This is a genomic window from Nocardia sp. NPDC004718 (genome assembly GCF_053601535.1).
Map to the genome: position 1 here is coordinate 20,278 of NZ_JBSGCA010000058.1, position 17,237 is coordinate 37,514.

Here is a 17,237-nt window from a genome sequence, read left to right on the forward strand (position 1 = left end):
GGCCCATGGCGGCGAAGAGTTCTCGCGGCCATGGGCCTTCGGTGGATCGCAGGAGCTAGGCGCGGTCTCGGAGGTATCCGCGCCAGCTCGCGTGGTGGGTGATGTCGGTTGCGGCGCTCGCGGCGTCGTAGGTACAGGCGAACCCTACGACGTCGCGGCCATCGGCGAGTTCGACGCTGGTCAGCGCCATGGGAGCCGGCAAATCGGCGAGGAAGCCACCCAGCCCCGCAGGGGAGACGCGGAACAGTTCCCCTTCGATCGGAGCGCCGCGGCCCGGTCCGTGTCGCACCAGCCCCGGCTTGGGCGGCGTGGTGTCCAGTGCGGTCAGGCGGTAGGCGTCGGTGGTCCGGATGTCGCCGAGGAAGCGGGCGCCCAGTTGCTCGAGCTGCCAGTGCAGCGGCTGCCCGCGCAGGTGCGCGCCGAAGACGGCCAGGTCGACACCGCGATCGACGAACAGCGGAGCACTGTCGAGACCGACCAGACGGGCGGCGAGATCGACGGCCACCTGATCGGCGAAGGCGGGAGTGACCAGCATGACGCCGAACGGCGCGCCCTCGGTGGTAGGGGCGCCGGGGACGGCGACGGCGGCCATGTCCAGCAGGTTGCAGAAGTTGGTGTACGTGCCCATTCGCCGGTTGATGCCGACCGGATCGGCCCGCACCGCGGCGATGCTCGGGTGCTCGGTGGTCGTCGGCAACAGCAGTGCGTCGAAGCCGTGCAGGAGTTCGGCGGCCGCCGCCTTGGCGCGGGCGAGTGTGTCGAGGTCGGCGGCGAACGCGGGACCGGTCTTCTGCCGCGCCGCGCCGATGATGGCGGCGACCGTGGGATCGGCGCCCGCGGGGGCGGTGTCCAGGAACGCGCCCACCGCGGCATAGCGTTCGGCGACGAGCGCGCCGTCGTAGAGCAACAGCGCGGCGTCGAGCAGGGCGGAGATGTCGATCTCCTCGGTCTTCGCGCCGGTTTCGCCGACCGCGGCGACAGTGCGCGCGAACGCTTCTCGATATGGCTCGCTGAGCGCGGCCAGATCCTCGGGACGCGGCACGGCGATGCGCGGCGCGAGCGGGGCGGCCAACCGGACGTCGGCGGGCCAGCTTCGGCTGCGCGGGTCACGCGGCTCCGGGCCCGCCATCATCGCCGCCGCGGCTACCGCCGAGGCGAGGTCGGCGGCGAAGACCGTCACGGCGTCGTAGTCCGCGCAGGCCGGCACGGTCCCGTGCGCCGGGATCACGCCCAGCGTGGCTTTGATGCCGACGATCCCGTGCAGCGCGGCGGGCACGCGGCCGGATCCGGCGGTGTCGGTGCCGATTCCGATATCCGCGATGCCGAGCGCGACCGCCACCGCGGAACCGGAACTCGACCCGCCCGACACCAACTCCGGGTCGAAAGCATTGCGCACCGCGCCGTACGGGCTGCGCGTCCCGACCAGCCCGGTGGCGAACTGGTCCAGATTCGTCTTGCCCAGCACCAGCGCTCCGGCCGCGAGCAACCGCTCGATCGCCGCCGCGGTCACCTCCGGCTGGTAGGCGAACTCGGGGCAGGCCGCGGTGGTCGGCAGCCCCGCCACATCGATGTTGTCCTTCACCGCCACCAGGACTCCGGCCAGCGGCAAGGTCTCTCCGGCGGCGAGCCGTCGCGCGAGGGCGGCCGCTTCGGCGGCGACCTCGGGCTCCGGTCGCAGGGTGATCCACACCTCCGGCCGATCGACCTCGACAATCCGCCGATAGGCGGCCGCGACGCGTTCGACGGGGTCGGCTGCCGTGTTGCCTGGAACGGGCATTCAGTCGACTCCGATCACTACTAGGGGAGTGCCCGGCTCCACCTTGGCGCCGGGCGCGGTCAATACCTTCAGCACGGTGCCCCCGCTCGGGCTGTGCACAGGTAGTTCGAGCTTCATCGCCTCCAGGACGGCCACCGGCGCATCGGCCGTGACGCGCTGCCCCGGCTGGACTTCCACGCGCCACACATTGCCGATCATCGGCGCGGACACCACCGTCGCGTCGGCGGGCAGCCCGGCCAACGGGTCTTCGATCGGTGCGGCGACGGGCGCGACGGTGCCGCGTTCGAACTCGCCCGCCGCCCGCCAGGCTTCCTTCTCCGCCTCGAACGCGGCGGCCTGCTCGGTCTCGAACTCAGCGATCGAATCGGCCTCCGTGCGCAGCAGCCGCAGATGGTCGGCGAGCGCGAAACTGCCCTCGCTCACCTCGGCGTCGAATCTGCCCGCCTCGGCCGCGGCACGGTGTTCGAGCAACTGCTCCGCGCCGACGGGTTCCCAGACGATGCGATCGAAGAACCGGAACAGCCAGGGCGTGCCCGCTTCGAACGGCGCGGACTGCCGGTAGCTGGACCAGATCGGCACGGTGCGGCCGATCAGCTGGTAACCGCCCGGTGAGGCCATACCGTAGACGCACAGGTACTTGCCGCCGATGCCGACCGCGTCGGAGGGAGTCCAGGTGCGCGCCGGGTTGTACTTGGTGGTGACCAGGCGGTGCCGCGGATCGAGCGGAACCGCCAGCGGCGCACCGAGGTACACGTCTCCGAGACCGAGGACCAGATACTCGGCGTCGAAAACGGTGGTGCGCACATCGTCCACGCTGCCGAGCCCGTTGATGCGGCGGATGAACTCGATGTTCGACGGCAGCCAGGGCGCGGCGTCGCGCACGCCGCTGCGGTAGCGATCGATAGCCTCGGCGATGGAGGGGTCGTCGAACGACAGCGGCAGCCGGATGGTGCGGCTCGGCACCACCAGGTCGGTCGTGGCGGGCAGGTCGAGTTCGAGTTCGGCCAACGTGCCGAGCAACCGATGCTGCGGCAGCACCTCGGGGTCGAAGTGGACGTGCAGCGACCGGACGCCCGGAGTCACGTCGAGAATGCCGGGCAGCCGCACGGCCGCGAGAGCTTCGGCCAGTGCGTGCACCCGCATGCGCAGCCCCAGATCGAGGACCATCTCCCCGTATTCGACCAACACGTTGTCGTCCCCGCCGCGCAGATACCGCACGCGCGGGCGGTCCTGCGACGCCTCGACACTGCCGAGTACGCCGCGATCACGCAGGGCGGCGCGGGTATCGGTGACCAGATCCGGCACCCGGCTGCCGTTGGACGCGCGCAGCGCGGCCGCCTTGTCGTCGTCGACCGGCACGAACCGCACCGAGTCGCCGGGACGCAACTGGCCCATCCGCCAGCGATGCGCGGACACCACGGTGAGCGGACAGGCGAAGCCGCCGAGGCTCGGACCGTCGGGACCGAGCAGGATGGGCGTGTCGCCGGAGACGTTCAACGCGCCAACGCTGTACGGGTTGTCGTGCAGATTGGACGGGTGCAGCCCGGCCTCACCACCGTCGGTGCGCGACCAGGCCGGTTTCGGGCCCTCCAGCCGGATGCCGGTGCGGTTGGCGTGGCTGCCGACTCGCCATGGGTACGTGCAGAACCGGGTCATGTCGGCGTCGGTGAAGTACGCGGGCGAGGTCTGCGGGCCGACACCGACCGCGAGCTGCCACTCGTGGGTGAACTCCGGCCGGTCACCCGGCGGTACCGCGGCCGGCGCGCCGAGCGTGTCGGCGGGCGCCGGGGCGATTCCGAGCACGTCGCCGGTGGCCACCGCCTTACCGGTCACACCTCCGAATCCGCCGAGGGTGAAGGTGGACGCGCTGCCGTGATAGAGCGGCGCGTCGATGCCGCCGCGCACCGCCAAATAGGTGCGCAGGCCGGTGTCGGTCGGTGCGCCGATGTCCAGTACCGCGCCCGCGGCCACGGTGACGGGCTCCCACATGGCCACCGGGCGGCCGTCCACCGTCACCGGAGCCGGCGCACCGGTGACGCACACGACCGTGGTGTCGGAGAAGCGCAATTGCGGGCCCTGCAAGGTGCATTCGAGCGCCGGGACGCCGACCGGGTTGCCGACCGCTGTGTTGGCGAGGGTGAAGGAGAGGTCGTCCATCGGACCGGACGGCGGAATGCCGACCTCCCACAAGCCGATCCGGCCCGGATGGTCCTGCACCGTGGTCATGGTTCCGCCGCGCAGCACGTCGATGCGGCGGCCGACCGGGCGGATCTCGGCCAGCGTGGTCGTGGTGTGCGCGGTGCGCAGGACCCGGCCGTCGGCCGCGGCCTGGCGCAGTTGCGGCAGATTCGTCTGCACACCGTAGACGCGGGTCGCGCCGAGCGCGGTGCGCAGCGCGGCGAAGGCGTCGGCTCGGCTCTCGCCCGCGCTGATCACCTTGGCCAGCAGCGGGTCGTAATACGAACTGACCTCCGAACCGGTGCCGACCCAGGTGTCGACCCGGACGTCGTCCGGGAAGTGCGCGGCTGTGACCAGGCCCGCGCTCGGACGGTAATCGTGGCCGGGATCTTCCGCGTAGACCCGCGCCTCCACCGCATGGCCGGTGATCGCCGGTCCGCTCTCGGGCTGCTCGTCCACCATCGCGGTGTCGCCGCCGGCCAGGCGCAGCATCCACTCGACCAAGTCGACGCCGGTGACCGCCTCGGTGACCGGGTGTTCGACCTGGAGGCGAGTGTTCATCTCCAGGAACGACGCGGCGCCGCTGTCGGTGTCGTAGACGAACTCCACCGTCCCGGCCGAGCGGTACCCGACCGAGCGGGCCAGTTCCCGCGACGCGGCGAGCAGGTGCTCGGACAACTCCGCGGTGAGTCCCGGCGCGGGCGCCTCCTCGATCACCTTCTGGTTGCGACGTTGTAGCGAGCAGTCCCTGGTGCCGAGGCTGACGACGCGGCCGTTGCCGTCACCGAACAGCTGCACCTCGACGTGCCTGGCGCGCGCGACGAAACGCTCCAGGAAGACGCCCGCCGAACCGAAGTTCGCCGCGGCGATGCGTTGCACCCGCTCGTAGGCTGCGCGCACCTTGTCCGGGCCGAAGCAGGCCTGCATGCCGATGCCGCCACCGCCGCCGACCGCCTTCAGCATCACGGGGAAACCGATCCGCTCCGCTTCCGCCACCGCGTGTTCGGCCGATTCGAGCAGGTCGCTGCCCGGGATGAGCGGCACCCCCACCGCGCGTGCGGCGGTGCGTGCGGTGTGCTTGTCACCGAAGACGCGCAGTTGCTGTGGGGTCGGTCCGACGAACGCGATGCCCGCTTTCTCGACCTCGGCGGCGAAATCGGCATTTTCGGAGAGAAACCCGTAGCCGGGATGAATGGCCCCCGCTCCGGTCGTCAGCGCCGCCTCGACCACCGAATCGGCACGCAGGTAGGACTGCGCGGCCGGTCCCGGACCCAGGTGCACGGCGACATCGGCCATTTCGACGTGCGCGGCGCCGATATCGGCATCGGAGTAAACGGCCACCGTCTTCAGCCCGAGTTCCCGGGCCGTGCGCATGATGCGGCAAGCGATCTCGCCGCGATTGGCGACGAGTACCGTATCGAATTCCAGACTCATTACCGCTCCCTGCTATTCCGTAGCCAGCGACATCGCCGCGATCGCGCGGGTGACCCGCTCGAGCACCACGTCCAGCGATTCACCGATGTGCGCGTGCAGCAGCCGATACGCGAGCGGAAGGTCCTCCGCCAGCACGGCGTCCAAGATTCCGAGGTGCTCGGCGATGGTGGTCTCGATCCGGTTGTTGACCATGAAGTCGTACATGCGTACGTGCCGGATGCGGGAATTCACCGCTCTGAGCGCGCGAACCATCTCGGTGTTGCCCGCCGCGGTCAGCAGCGTGACGTGGAATTCCTCGTCGCGCACCACGAAGCCGGGCTCCTGGGCCGGAGGGTCGGCGCGCAGTTCCAGCCAGGCGGCGCGCTCGGTTTCCAGCAGCGCCCGATCGTGCGTGACCGCGGGATTGGTCATCGCGCGCTGGAGACCGCCCAGCTCCAGCGTGATTCGCAGCTCGTACAAGTCGCGGATCAGCGGGATGCTCGGCCGGACCGGACTGAACCCGTATTCTTCGCGTTGGAGTAGTCCGTCCGAGCACAGGACGGTCAGCGCTTCGCGAATCGGCGTGCGCGAGATGCCGAAGCGGGTGGAGAGTTTCGGCTCGGTAAGACGTTCGCCGAACTTGATGTCCCCGTTCATGAGTTCGCTGCGTAGCTTCTCGTACACCACGTCGCGCAGGGGTTTGCCCGCCGCGTCGGCCAGTGTCGCTATCCGTGTCGACATGGCTGTATACGCTATTGACCTCGCATTTCGATGGAGTGACCGTAAGTTATCGCCGCGTTAGCGTCTGCTCACCGCGCCGGTCGGAGCAATGTTCGGCGGCCGTGCGGGGTACTCGGAGCGAAACGAAATCCCGCGCGGCCCCGACAGTGTCATCGAGTCGGTTGTCCATCAGCGAAGCATCAAGGAGACGGTATGAAGCGCAGCACGAAGATCGCCGGAGCACTCGCCGCCGCGGCGATGGCGACCCTTGTGGCGGCCGGCAACGCCCAATCCGACCCGGGCACGGTCTACTTCTCGGCGGGCAGCACGAACTGCGCGATCTTCGCGGACGGCTCCGTCGGATGCGATTTCGGCTACCCCCAGCACATGAGCTACTACGTCGGCGGCACCTACATCCCGGTGCCGGTGACGGTGAACGAGATCGTGATCGACCAGGCCTGGCTGCCCGCGCATCCCACCTTCGACCCGGCCACGCCGTACACGCTGCCGGGTGGCAACCCCAGCATCAACGACGTGAAAACCGGTTCGGGCCAGTGGGGTCCGATCATCGAGCACGCCGGAGCGTCGTGCCAGGTCGGCTTCCACGGCAGCTTCACCTGCCAGGCACTGGGCCGGGGATTCAGTTCCTACGGCGGTACGGTCACCGCCTGAGCGTCCGGCCGGCGCGCTCGCTGACCGCAGGCGCGTCGGCCGCAGCCGCGCCTGCTACCGGCCGCCCGTCCCGTCGAGCCGGATGACCTGTGCGTTCACCGTGCTCGCCGCGTTACCGGCCAGATAGGCGACCACCGCGCCCGGCTCGGTCGGCCGCATCGCGGCGAGGGCGGCCTCGAGTTCCGCGTTGTCGGTCGTCCCGACGCCGTAGCTGACCGTATTGACGGTGATCCGCCGGGACGCGAAGTCCGGGGCCACCGCCCGGCCGAGCTGCTCGACCGCGCCGCGCGCCGCTTCGTGCATCGCGCCGCCCGGGTCGGCGGGATCGCAGACGGTGATGACCCGGCCTTCGTCGGCCAAGTGCTGCAACGCCAGTTGCAGGCCGTGGAAGACGCCCTTCACCGTGGCCGCGAAATTGCTGTCGAACGCCTCCGAGCTGAGCTTCGGGAACGGCTCGGACTCCGGCACCGCCGCGGTGTTGACCAGCACGTGCCACCCGCCGCAATCCTCGAGCAGCGCCTGCACCAGCTCCTCGTATTCGTCGCGATCGGCGATGTCCGCCGCGAGTGCCAGCGCCGCGCCGCCCGCCTCGGTGATCTCCTTGACGACGTCCGCGGCGGGCTCGGGGAAGTGCGGATGCTGCACCACGACCTGAGCGCCTTGCGCGGCAAGAGTTTTCGCGATCGACCTGCCGATTCCGGTGTAGGCCGCCGTGACCAGGGCGGTCTTCCCGGACAGCGGTCTGTCCGCGGGCACGCTGTCGACGGGCTTGCTCATCTGCCGACCTTTCGTCGATTGCGGGAATTCGGTTTCAGCGATGATATTCCCGCATGCGAGCGGACCAACCTACGAAGGGCCGCCGACCACCATAGTGTCGGGTTCCCGGCAACGGTGAGCATCCGCACCGGCCGACCTGAGCGGGTTCCGCACCGCCGCAGCGGCTCGGACGCACCGAGACCATCTGTCGGAAGAAAACCGAGCGGAGTGCGCTGTCCGCGGACGTCTGGATCAACGGAGAAGGCCCCCGACCGTGCACCGGTCAGGGGCCTTTCCGTCGTCTCAACCACGAGTCGGGGTGACAGGATTTGAACCTGCGACCTCTTCGTCCCGAACGAAGCGCGCTACCAAGCTGCGCCACACCCCGTGAAGCGAACCTGGAGTAGCTTACAACAGGGGTGCCCGAGACGTTAAACCGGCAGGTCAGTCACCCTGCGAGGGGGCGGATGCTGGTGAAGATCTTCTTGGCGGTCTCGGCGTCGAGCGCGTGCGGGACGCCCGTGTCGGCGGCGATCACCATGACGAAGTTGCCCTGGTCGTTGGGGAACGCGGCGGTGTAGACGGAGTACGCCTTCGCGCAGCCGGGCTTGGCGTCGGAGACGGTGCCCTTGGTCTCCACGAACATGCCGTGCTGCGATCCGTCCAGCGACGCCAGTGGCATGGGTAGGCCGGGTGTGCCGCCTTGGGTCGCGGTGTAGGCGAGCGTGGCGGTCCTCGTACCGAGTTCGGTGGCCGCCTTCCCCGGGTCGGAGGTGTTCGAGCCGGTGAGGAAAGCTACGGTCCGGGTCGAGCCAGGGCAGTAGCCCTTGCCCTCGCTGGCCAAGCCCTTCCCCGCGACGGCATTCGGTGGCTCGCCGAAGCCGCCGATGGTGCCCTGCGGCGCCACCGTCCAGTCGGCGGGTACGTCGTAGGCGGCGCCGCTGTCGGGTGCTCGGACGACCTGATAGCCGGGGACGACCGGAGTCTTGTCGCCGGAACCTCGCGCGGTCGTCGTCGGGGCCGATCTGGTTGTGGTCCGGGCGGGCGCGCTCGCTGTGGTGGTGTTGAGCGCGTTCACCATCGATGGCGCGGTGCCCTGGCCGGGATCGTTCGTCTTCATCCGGGTGAGGACCACTGCCCCGGCAACGAGACCGGCTACCAGCAGCACCGCCAGTCCGGCCGACAGAAGGACCTTCCCTCGGCCGCTCCCGCTCGGACGGTTCGGTGGCGGCCCTCCGGCCTGTGGACCATAGCCCGGGTGATATCGGCCATCCGGCGCCGTGCCGTATTGCCCGGGTCCGCCGCCCGGTTGCCACTGTGCGGCCTGTGCCGGTGGGCCGAATCGATCCGCGCTCGGATAGCCGAGCAAGGTCGGTGCCGAATCGCCGGGGCCCGGCACGGGACCCGGCCCCCCGCGGCCGAAGGGGTCGAGCGCGCCGAGCGGTTGGCCGAGCATGGTCGGATCGTTGCGCCCGGCTGTACCCGGGCCGGAACCGCCCTGCGGTGGCCACTGCCCGGAGGGCGTATGCCCGAGGGACGGGGCCTGCATGGTGGGATCGTTGTGGCCCGACGGTCCGGGTTGCGCGGGACCACCCGACGACGGAGCGAGCAAGGTCGGGTCGTCCTGCGTGCCCTGCGGCCGAGCCGGTGCGGGATCGCTCTGCCCGCCCGGCTGCCACTGGAGTGTGGGTGCGGGCTCTTGGTACGGCTGCCACTGCGTGGCCGGGTCGGACTGCCACCACTGAGGCGTCGCGCCGTGCTCGGCTGGGCCCGAACGCGGCTGGCCCGGGATCAGGCCGGAAGACCGGCCCTGAGCGCCCCGCTGCCAAGGCGTGCCGGCGGGGCGTCCCGAGTCGTCGGTTCCGCCCGGATGCGCTCCGCTGTGCGGTGGTCGAGCGTCGTTACCGTCGTCCGCTGAAGCAGGAACGGAACGCAATGGGGGGTAGGGCGGTTGCCGAGGGGTCGGCGGCCCGGCGGGCCGCCCCGGAGTCGTCGGGTCGCGCCGGTCGTCGAATCCACTCACAGTTGTCCCCTACCTGCCACACGTCTCGGCAGGGGACATTAGCGGGCGACGGCCTCCGATGCCGACACTCCATGGCCCGTGTCGGCGCCCGGCCGCTTCGGCGGCGCGGCCACCAGCGTCAACAGGGTCGCCTCCGGACGGCAGCAGAACCGGTACGGCGCCCACGGCGAGGTGCCGACACCCGCGGAGACGTGCAACCGGGTGTGCTCCCCCCACTTCGACGGCCCCTTCACCCGGGACCGGTCGATCCCGCAGTTGGTGACCAGAGCGCCGTAGCCGGGCAGGCACAACTGGCCGCCATGGGTGTGCCCGGCGAGCACCAGGTCGTACCCGTCCTCGGCGAAACGGTCCAGCACTCGGGGCTCAGGGGAGTGGGTGAGGCCGAGCCGCAGGTCGGCCAAGGGATTCGGGGCCCCCGCGACAGTGTCGTACCGGTCGCGCTGCAAGTGCGGATCGTCCACACCGGCGGTGGCGATGCGGATGCCTGCCACTTCGAGATCGCGGCGCACGTGCGTCAGATCGAGCCAACCGCGCTCGGTGAAAGCCGCACGCAGGTCTTTCCACGGCAGCGGAGCGCCGTAGGTGCGGCGGTGGTCCTTCTTGAAGTACTTCAGCGGGTTCTTCGCCACCGGAGCGAAGTAGTCGTTGCTGCCGAAAACGAAAAGGCCCGGGCGGGAGAGCAATCCGCCGAGGGCCTGAACTACCGCGGGCACCGACTTCTGATGCGAGAGGTTGTCGCCGGTGTTGACCACCAGGTCGGGCTCCAGCCGATCCAGCTCCCGTAGCCACTGCTGCTTGAGCTTCTGTCCCGGCATCATGTGCAGGTCACTGAGGTGGAGCACCCGCAGCGACGACGACCCCGGCGCCAGCACGGGCATGGTCGCCTCCCGTAGGACGAAGGCGTTGCGTTCGACCAGCGAGGCGTAGCCGATTCCGGCCACCGCGGCCCCGGCGGCTCCCAGCGCGGTCGTGCGTACAGCAGAGGTCGAGATCACGGGCATTTGCCCAGCATAGGTGACCTCGCTCAGGAGCGCCGAGTGTGTTTCCGCACAGGCGCCCGTTTTTCCGGCGGGAAATCGGGCCGCGCGGCAAATGTAGTGGGACCGCCGCGTTCCAGCGGCTACCGTGAGCGGCATGTCGGAACTCAAATCGCAGCTGCGGACGGATCTCACCGCCGCGATGAAAGCCAAGGACACGCTGCGCCTTTCCACGTTGCGGATGCTGCTGTCGGCGATTCAGAACGCCGAGGTCGCCGGCTCGGCGGCCCGTGAACTCACCGACGCCGAGGTCGTCTCCGTGCTGCAGAAGGAGTCGAAGAAGCGCAACGAATCCGCCGAGGTCTACACGCAGGCCGGGCGCGGCGAACTGGCGGCGAACGAGCGCGCCGAGGCACAGATCATCGACGAGTACCTGCCGACTCAGTTGACCGAGGCCGAGGTCGCCGATCTCGCCGACACCGCCATCGCGCAGGTCGCCGAGGAGATCGGGGAGCGTCCCGGCATGCGGCAGATGGGACAGGTCATGAAGATCGCCACCGGGCTCGCCGCGGGCAAGGCCGACGGCTCGCGCATCTCGGCCGCGGTGAAAGCGCGGCTGTAGGACGGCGATGCGAAAGGGGCCGCGAACCGTGTGGTTCGCGGCCCCTTTCGCGTGCTCAGCGCGGGATCGGGATCGGGATGGGGATCGGTGGCAGCCGCGGCACGGGCAGCCCCGGGATTCCCGGCGGCGGTGCGGGCGGCCCCGGCGGCGGCGCGGCCCGGACGGTGCCGTCGCTGATGTACAGCGTGATCACCGAGCCGGGGATCGCCGACCCGTTGGGCGCGGTGCCCATGACGGTGCCCTTGGGCCGATCGCCGGCCCCGGTCACGGGCGACACCTGGAAGCCCGCGGCGACCAGCGCCGAGGTGGCCTCGCCCTGGGTCATGCCGACGACATCGGGTACCTGCGCGTTGTTCGCGCCACGCACGTACTTGTTGTCCAACGGGGGCAACACGGGCGGCGGAAACAGCGGTATCACCGGTTTGATGGCGTTGAACCAGGTGCGCGCGGGTTCGTTACCGCCGAACAGGTTGCCGTCGCCGCAGTTGCGCAGCGGGAACGAGCAGATCTCACCCGGGGTCGGGCTGTCACCGTAGGCGTAGACCGCGGCGGCCAGAGCGTTCGTGAAGCCGAGGAAGGCCGAGGACCGGTGGCTTTCAGTGGTACCGGTCTTGCCCGACATCGGGAAGTTCCAGCCCACCGACTGGGCCGCGCCCGCCGCCGTTCCGGAGATGTCGTCCTTGCTCATGGCGTTGGCCAGGGTGTTGGCCAGGCCGGGCTCGACGACCTGCTCACAGGCCTGCTGGGTCAGCGGTACCTGCTTGCCCTGACGGTCGACGACCTCCTTGATCGGGTTCGGCGGGCACCAGCGGCCGCCGGACCCCAGCGTCGCGGCGACGTTGGACAGCTCCAGCGGGTTGATCGCGACCGGTCCCAGGGTGAACGAGCCGAGGTTCTGTTCCTTGATCATGTCGGCCAGGCTCTGGTTGCCGTGGCCGGAGGTGCCCGCTTCGGTGAACGAGCGCATGCCGAGCCGGACCGCCATGTCGACGGTCGGGGTGACGCCCACGGCCTGGATCAGCTTGACGAACGCGGTGTTCGGCGACGTCGCCAGCGCTTCGGTCACCGACATGGGCGACTTGTACTTGCCCGCGTTCTCGACGCAGTACGTGGCGGCCGGGCACCCGCGTGCGCCGCCGTTACCCATGCCCTTGGCCTCGAACCGCCCCGGCACGTCGAGCTGGGCGTCGATGCCGAGCCCCTTCTCCATGGCCGCCGCGGTGGTGAAGATCTTGAAGATCGAGCCCGCGCCGTCGCCGACCATGGAGTACGGCTGCGGCTGCACGGTCTCGTTCGCGTCCCGGTTCAGGCCGTAGGTGCGGCTGCTGGCCATCGCGATCACCGGGTGCGTGTCGTGCCCTGGGCCGACCACCGACATGACTTCCGCGATGTTGTCCAGGTTCGGGTTCGCCGCGTCGGTCACCGATCGTTTCACCGAGTCCTGCACGGCCGGATCGAGGGTGGTCTTGATCAGGTAGCCGCCCTTCTCGATCTGTTCGCGGCTGATCCCGGCGTTGGCCAGGTACTCGAGCGCGTAGTCGCAGAAGAAGCCGCGGTCGTTGGCCGCGATGCAGCCGCGCGGCAGGCCCTTGGGTTCGGGCAGCACGCCCAGCGGCTTGGTCTTCGCCTCGCGGAACTCCTCGGCGCGGCTGGGAATGTTCTGGATCATGGTGTCCAGCACCGTGTTGCGCCTGGCCAGCACGCCGTCCGGGTTGGTGTAGGGGTTCAGTTTGGACGAACTCTGCACCATGCCTGCGAGCATCGCGGCCTGGGAGACGTTCAGTTCGGCCGCGTCCACGCCGAAGTAGGTCTTCGCGGCATCCTGGATGCCGTAGGACGAGTTGCCGAACGGGACGAGGTTCAGGTACCTGGTGAGGATCTCGTCCTTGGTCAGCTGACGGTCCAGCGTCAGCGCCATCCGGATCTCCCGGATCTTGCGGGCCGGAGTGGTCTCGATGGCGGCGCGGCGCTCGGCGTCGGTCTTGGCGACCACCAGCAGCTGGAAGTTCTTCACGTACTGCTGGTCCAGCGTCGAGGCGCCCTGCTGGACCTCACCGCTGGCGGAGTTGGTGAGGAACGCGCGTAGCGTGCCCTGCCAGTCGACGCCCTCGTGCTCGGCGAAGCGGCGGTCCTCGATGGACACGATCGCCAGTTTCATGTCGTTGGAGATCCGGTCGCTGGGCACCTCGAAGCGGCGTTGCTCATACAGCCAGGCGATCGGATTGCCCGCCGCGTCGACCATGGTCGAGACCGCGGGCACCGTTCCCTCGACCAGCTCCGAGGAGACGTTGTCGACAGCGTCGGCGGCACGGTTGGAGACGAACCCGAAGCCGCCGGCGAGCGGGAACAACAACCCGGCGACGAGCACGGAGGCCAGCACGCAGCTACCGGCCAGCCGCGCGAGCGTATGTGTGATCGGCACGAATCAAGACTACGGGTTGCCATTCCGGCGTTCTTGGCGGCATTTGTCCGGAGCGCGGAACTGGTTGTTCACGAACCGGAATGGGCGTGTCGCGTGATCGTGTGCGGCGTGTCGCGGGAGGGCGCGCACGCAATCTGCCTGCCCGTCCAGTGCGCGCCCGGCTTTGCAGGGACGGACGTACCAAAAAATCTCGAGGTGGTCTTGCGCAAGCGCCATACCTTTACCTAGATTGAGAACCCAGTGTGATAGAGCTAACACTCAAAGTGGAATGTGGTGCACTTCGCAGCGGGGTTTGGGTGCTGCGCGGTGACAACGCGATTCTGGAGCGCCGTTGACCCGGTGTTCGGACTGCAAAGGGGCACACCAAATGCACATGACAACCCCCATCGCTCGATTGGACGTGGAGCAGGCCGAAGCAAGGATCGCCTGGGTAGCCCAGGCCCGATGCAAGGAAGTGGACCCCGATCAGTTGTTCGTCCGCGGCGCGGCGCAGCGCAAAGCGGCGACGATCTGCAGGCACTGTCCAGTGCTCATGCAGTGTGGTGCCGACGCGCTGGACAATCGCGTCGAGTTCGGTGTGTGGGGTGGCATGACGGAACGGCAGCGTCGCGCCCTGTTGAAGCAGCATCCGGAAGTGACCTCGTGGGCCGATTTCTTCCAGGCCCAGCGCCAGCATCAAGTGGCGATGTAGCCCCGGCGAAATCGAAACAGAGCCCGCGGAAGCGGGCTCAGTTTCGTTTCAGGACTGTTATTTCCGTTCGGAGCAATAGCGGATACGCCTAAGTATCAGGCGGTCGCGCGGGCCGTGCCGGTGAGCTGATCGCCGACGACGCGCAGCGCGTCGAGATCGGACACCTCGAACGGAAGCGCGGTCACCGACACGATCGGCACCCGCGGATGCGCGCCGGTGAAGCGGTGCAGCAAATGCTGTTCCCGTTTGTCGGTGGCGACCCGGCGGGCGTGCACCCGCAACACCGCCGCGGTGAGCGGATCGGAGTCCGCCACCTGGTCGGCGGCGGTGAGCGCGTGATCGGCCGGTAGCGAGCTCAGCACGGGATGGGTGCGGTTGAGCACCAGGCCCGCCAGCGGCATGCGCTCGGTGGAGAGGCGGTCGACGAAGAACGAGGCCTCCCGCAGCGCGTCCGGTTCCGGCGCCGCCACCACGATGAAATGCGTACCCGGCTTCGACAGCATCGCGAAGGTGCGCTCGGCCCGCTCCTGGAAGCCGCCGAACAACGACTCCAAGGATTGCAGGAAGTTCGACGCGTCCTTGAGCATCTGTCCTCCGACGACGGTCGACACGCCGCGCACCGCCAGGCTCATCGCGCCGGTCACGAGCCGGGTCACGCCACGGCCCGGAGCCATGATCACCCGGATCATCCGGCCGTTGAGGAAGTTGCCCAGTCGCTTGGGGGCGTCCAGGAAGTCGAGGGCGTTGCGCGACGGCGGGGTGTCGACCACGATCAGGTCCCACTCGCCGCGATGGGCCAGTTGACCCAGCTTCTCCATCGCCATGTATTCCTGTGTGCCGCCGAAGGAGGAGGCGACCGTCTGATAGAAGGGGTTGGCGAAGATCTGCTCCGCTTTCTCTCCGCTGGTGTGCTCGAGCACCATGTCGTCGAACGTGCGACGCATGTTGAGCATCATCGCGTGCAGCTCGCCCTTGGCCTCCGGCCCCAGGGCCACCCGCTGCGGGTTGTTGCCGAGGTCGGCGACGCCCAGTGACTGCGCCAGTCTGCGCGCGGGGTCGATGGTGAGCACCACGACCTTGCGCCCCTCTTCGGCGGCGCGCAGCGCGATGGCTGCGGCGGTGGTCGTCTTGCCGACCCCGCCGGAGCCGCAGCAGACCACCACGCGCGCGGACGGGTCGGCGATGATCCGCGAAATATCGAGCGGGGCAGCCGGGGGATGGGTCGGCATGCTCATCGGACTCCCTGTGCGGTGAGGTGTTCGGCTAGTTCGTACAGGCCGCCCAGGTCCATTCCGTCGGGCAGGGCGGGCAGGTAGAGCCGGGAGATGTCGACCTTCGCCAGTTCTTCGGCGCTGTCGTCCTGTGCTTGCAGAGTCGCGGAGTGCTCGATCGTTTCGGTGAGCAGCCCCTGGAAGTCGCTGTCGGGGAGGCTGATCCCCGCGGAGGCCAGGCCCGCCCGGACGGCGTCGGCGTCCAGGTCGCCCTGAGCGGCGCGGGCGCGCAGCTCGGGCGGGAGCTGGCCCTCGGTCGCCCGGTTCACGATGACGGTGCCGATGCGCAGGTCCGCGGCGGTGAGCTCGGCGACGGCGTCGGCGGTTTCCTGCACCGGCAGCGCCTCCAGCAGCGTGACCAGATGGATCATGGTCTGGTCGGAATGCAGCAACTGCGAGACGCCCTCGGCCTGCGAGGCGATCGGCCCGCCCTTGGCCACCTCGGCCATCGCCTTGGTGACGTCGAGGAAGCCGGCGATCCGGCCGGTGGGCGGTGCGTCGACCACGATCTCGTCGTAGACCCGCTTGCCGGACTTGTCCACGCGAACCGCGCACTCCTTGATCTTGCCGGTCAGGATGACGTCGCGCAGACCGGGCGCGATCGTGGTGACGAACTCGATGGCGCCCATCCTGCGCATCGCGCGGCCCGCGAAGCCGAGGTTGTAGAACATGTCCAGGTATTCGAGGAAGGCGTGCTCGATGTCCAGCGCCAGCGCGACCACCTCGCCGCCGCCGTCCGCGGTGGCGATGCGTGTCTCGGTCGGGGGCAGCGGCGGCAGATCGAACAGCTGCGCGATCGATTGTCTGCTCTCCACCTCCACCAACAGCACCCGGCGCCCGCCCGCGGCGAGCGCCAAGGCCAGCGCCCCGGCAACCGTCGACTTGCCCGTGCCTCCCTTACCGGAGACGAAGTGCAAGCGGGCCTGTTCAGCGCGCTTCGGCCACCGTGCGCCCACTTCCGGCTCCTCCGAAAGCGGCACTGCTGTTGGTACTCCCACGATCGCGAGCCTATAACTGGTTCGCCGCCGCGGGGCACGGGCCGTACCAGACGGGCTGATCCAATAGCGGTTCCCAGCCCTGCCCCCGCCACCGCGACAGGTTGCGGGCACACTCCGCGAGCCGCCGATAACCACACGAAATCAGTCGCCGAACCAGCGGATCCACCGTGACGACACAGGCGCCGGTTGCGGACGATCGTGCCGACCCACCGAGCCGGGTGAGACAGGCCACTCATTCCCGGTACGCATCGGACCGCCCGGCCGCAGTGCCCGTGGCGAGGTCGAAAATCGCTCCAGCCAAGCAATAGAACCACCGCGAATCCGTGTAGTGCGACTCCGCTCCCCATGCGCCGAGCGCACCGCAACCACAGGTTTCGAGAAAGGGAGACCGAACCTGTCCCGTAGTCGGCATACGTTCCGATTGCGCCGCGCCGGGTGAGACAGATCGCTCCTTCGCGGTGCGCCTCGGACCCACGCGGCCGCCGCGCCCGTGGCGAGGTCGAGTAGTGCCCCCCCAACCGTAAAACCACTGCGAAACCACGGGGATCGCAACCTCGAATCCGGGTTGATTGCCACCGCCAACCGGTGTAGCGCTCCACGCACCCAGCACACCGCAACCACGTCTTTCGAGCGAAGCGAGACCGAGCCTGTTCCGTTCGCGGCCCGGCTCGCGTTTGCGCGGCCGCCGCGTCCGCGACGAAGTCGCCAGCGGCGGTC

12 protein-coding genes and 1 tRNA gene are annotated in these 17,237 nt (G+C 69.2%); 3 read left to right on the forward strand and 10 right to left on the reverse strand.

Features of this window, described 5'->3' with window-relative positions; translation table 11 throughout:
* Positions 1–55 precede the first annotated feature (55 nt).
* From atzF to ACWEH3_RS30515, 3 genes are read right to left on the reverse strand one after another with little or no spacing between them, the layout of a single operon-like run.
* On the reverse strand, positions 56–1,777 hold the full coding sequence (gene atzF / locus ACWEH3_RS30505) for an allophanate hydrolase (RefSeq protein ID WP_450024069.1): 1,722 nt from the start codon (positions 1,775–1,777) through the stop codon (positions 56–58).
* Positions 1,778–5,389, reverse strand: coding sequence for an urea carboxylase (gene uca / locus ACWEH3_RS30510; protein WP_450024067.1), 3,612 nt, complete (start codon positions 5,387–5,389; stop codon positions 1,778–1,780). It abuts the gene before it with no gap.
* Positions 5,390–5,401: 12 nt separating this feature from the next.
* A complete protein-coding gene (locus ACWEH3_RS30515; protein ID WP_450024065.1) occupies positions 5,402–6,109 on the reverse strand; it encodes a GntR family transcriptional regulator in 708 nt (235 codons plus the stop codon).
* 192 nt (positions 6,110–6,301) lie between these two features.
* On the opposite strand from ACWEH3_RS30515, the gene ACWEH3_RS30520 reads away from it, so the two are divergent.
* Entirely contained in the window at positions 6,302–6,760 is a 459-nt protein-coding gene (locus ACWEH3_RS30520) for a hypothetical protein (RefSeq protein ID WP_450024063.1), read from the forward strand.
* 54 nt (positions 6,761–6,814) lie between these two features.
* Here the strand turns inward: ACWEH3_RS30520 and ACWEH3_RS30525 are convergent, their stop codons facing one another.
* The 4 genes from ACWEH3_RS30525 to ACWEH3_RS30540 all read right to left on the reverse strand — a co-directional run bounded on the left by ACWEH3_RS30525 (position 6,815) and on the right by ACWEH3_RS30540 (position 10,540).
* A complete protein-coding gene (locus ACWEH3_RS30525; RefSeq protein ID WP_450024061.1) occupies positions 6,815–7,537 on the reverse strand; it encodes an SDR family NAD(P)-dependent oxidoreductase in 723 nt (240 codons plus the stop codon).
* Positions 7,538–7,830: 293 nt separating this feature from the next.
* Positions 7,831–7,904: transfer RNA gene (locus ACWEH3_RS30530), tRNA-Pro, on the reverse strand.
* Between the two features lie 60 nt (positions 7,905–7,964).
* Positions 7,965–9,539 (reverse strand): hypothetical protein, encoded by a 1,575-nt coding sequence (locus tag ACWEH3_RS30535; protein ID WP_450024059.1) that lies wholly within the window; start codon positions 9,537–9,539, stop codon positions 7,965–7,967.
* A gap of 38 nt (positions 9,540–9,577) precedes the next feature.
* Positions 9,578–10,540, reverse strand: coding sequence for a metallophosphoesterase (locus tag ACWEH3_RS30540; protein WP_450024057.1), 963 nt, complete (start codon positions 10,538–10,540; stop codon positions 9,578–9,580).
* 133 nt (positions 10,541–10,673) lie between these two features.
* On the opposite strand from ACWEH3_RS30540, the gene ACWEH3_RS30545 reads away from it, so the two are divergent.
* A complete protein-coding gene (locus ACWEH3_RS30545; protein ID WP_450024055.1) occupies positions 10,674–11,138 on the forward strand; it encodes a GatB/YqeY domain-containing protein in 465 nt (154 codons plus the stop codon).
* 55 nt (positions 11,139–11,193) lie between these two features.
* Here the strand turns inward: ACWEH3_RS30545 and ACWEH3_RS30550 are convergent, their stop codons facing one another.
* Complete coding sequence (locus ACWEH3_RS30550) at positions 11,194–13,560, reverse strand: penicillin-binding protein (RefSeq protein WP_450024053.1); 2,367 nt, start codon at positions 13,558–13,560, stop codon at positions 11,194–11,196.
* Positions 13,561–13,927: 367 nt separating this feature from the next.
* On the opposite strand from ACWEH3_RS30550, the gene ACWEH3_RS30555 reads away from it, so the two are divergent.
* Positions 13,928–14,251 carry a WhiB family transcriptional regulator gene (locus ACWEH3_RS30555; RefSeq protein WP_014981178.1) on the forward strand — a complete coding sequence of 108 codons (324 nt, stop codon included), beginning with the start codon at positions 13,928–13,930 and terminating at the stop codon, positions 14,249–14,251.
* A 95-nt stretch (positions 14,252–14,346) separates the two neighbouring features.
* On the opposite strand, the gene ACWEH3_RS30560 is transcribed toward ACWEH3_RS30555, so the two are convergent.
* Together ACWEH3_RS30560 and ACWEH3_RS30565 are read right to left on the reverse strand one after the other, a co-directional pair.
* Positions 14,347–15,486 carry an ArsA family ATPase gene (locus ACWEH3_RS30560; RefSeq protein ID WP_450024051.1) on the reverse strand — a complete coding sequence of 380 codons (1,140 nt, stop codon included), beginning with the start codon at positions 15,484–15,486 and terminating at the stop codon, positions 14,347–14,349.
* Positions 15,483–16,478 carry an ArsA-related P-loop ATPase gene (locus ACWEH3_RS30565; protein WP_450024049.1) on the reverse strand — a complete coding sequence of 332 codons (996 nt, stop codon included), beginning with the start codon at positions 16,476–16,478 and terminating at the stop codon, positions 15,483–15,485. The genes ACWEH3_RS30560 and ACWEH3_RS30565 overlap by 4 nt, the downstream gene beginning before the upstream one ends.
* Between the last annotated feature and the right edge of the window lie 759 nt (positions 16,479–17,237).

Bases quoted from the DNA above. Each gene is read 5' to 3' on its own strand.
- atzF (WP_450024069.1), bottom strand. From the start codon at position 1,777: ATGCCCGTTCCAGGCAACACGGCAGCCGACCCCGTCGAACGCGTCGCG.
- ACWEH3_RS30520 (WP_450024063.1), top strand. From the start codon at position 6,302: ATGAAGCGCAGCACGAAGATCGCCGGAGCACTCGCCGCCGCGGCGATG.
- uca (WP_450024067.1), bottom strand. From the start codon at position 5,389: ATGAGTCTGGAATTCGATACGGTACTCGTCGCCAATCGCGGCGAGATC.
- ACWEH3_RS30545 (WP_450024055.1), top strand. From the start codon at position 10,674: ATGTCGGAACTCAAATCGCAGCTGCGGACGGATCTCACCGCCGCGATG.
- ACWEH3_RS30560 (WP_450024051.1), bottom strand. From the start codon at position 15,486: ATGAGCATGCCGACCCATCCCCCGGCTGCCCCGCTCGATATTTCGCGG.
- ACWEH3_RS30515 (WP_450024065.1), bottom strand. From the start codon at position 6,109: ATGTCGACACGGATAGCGACACTGGCCGACGCGGCGGGCAAACCCCTG.
- ACWEH3_RS30540 (WP_450024057.1), bottom strand. From the start codon at position 10,540: ATGCCCGTGATCTCGACCTCTGCTGTACGCACGACCGCGCTGGGAGCC.
- ACWEH3_RS30555 (WP_014981178.1), top strand. From the start codon at position 13,928: ATGCACATGACAACCCCCATCGCTCGATTGGACGTGGAGCAGGCCGAA.
- ACWEH3_RS30525 (WP_450024061.1), bottom strand. From the start codon at position 7,537: ATGAGCAAGCCCGTCGACAGCGTGCCCGCGGACAGACCGCTGTCCGGG.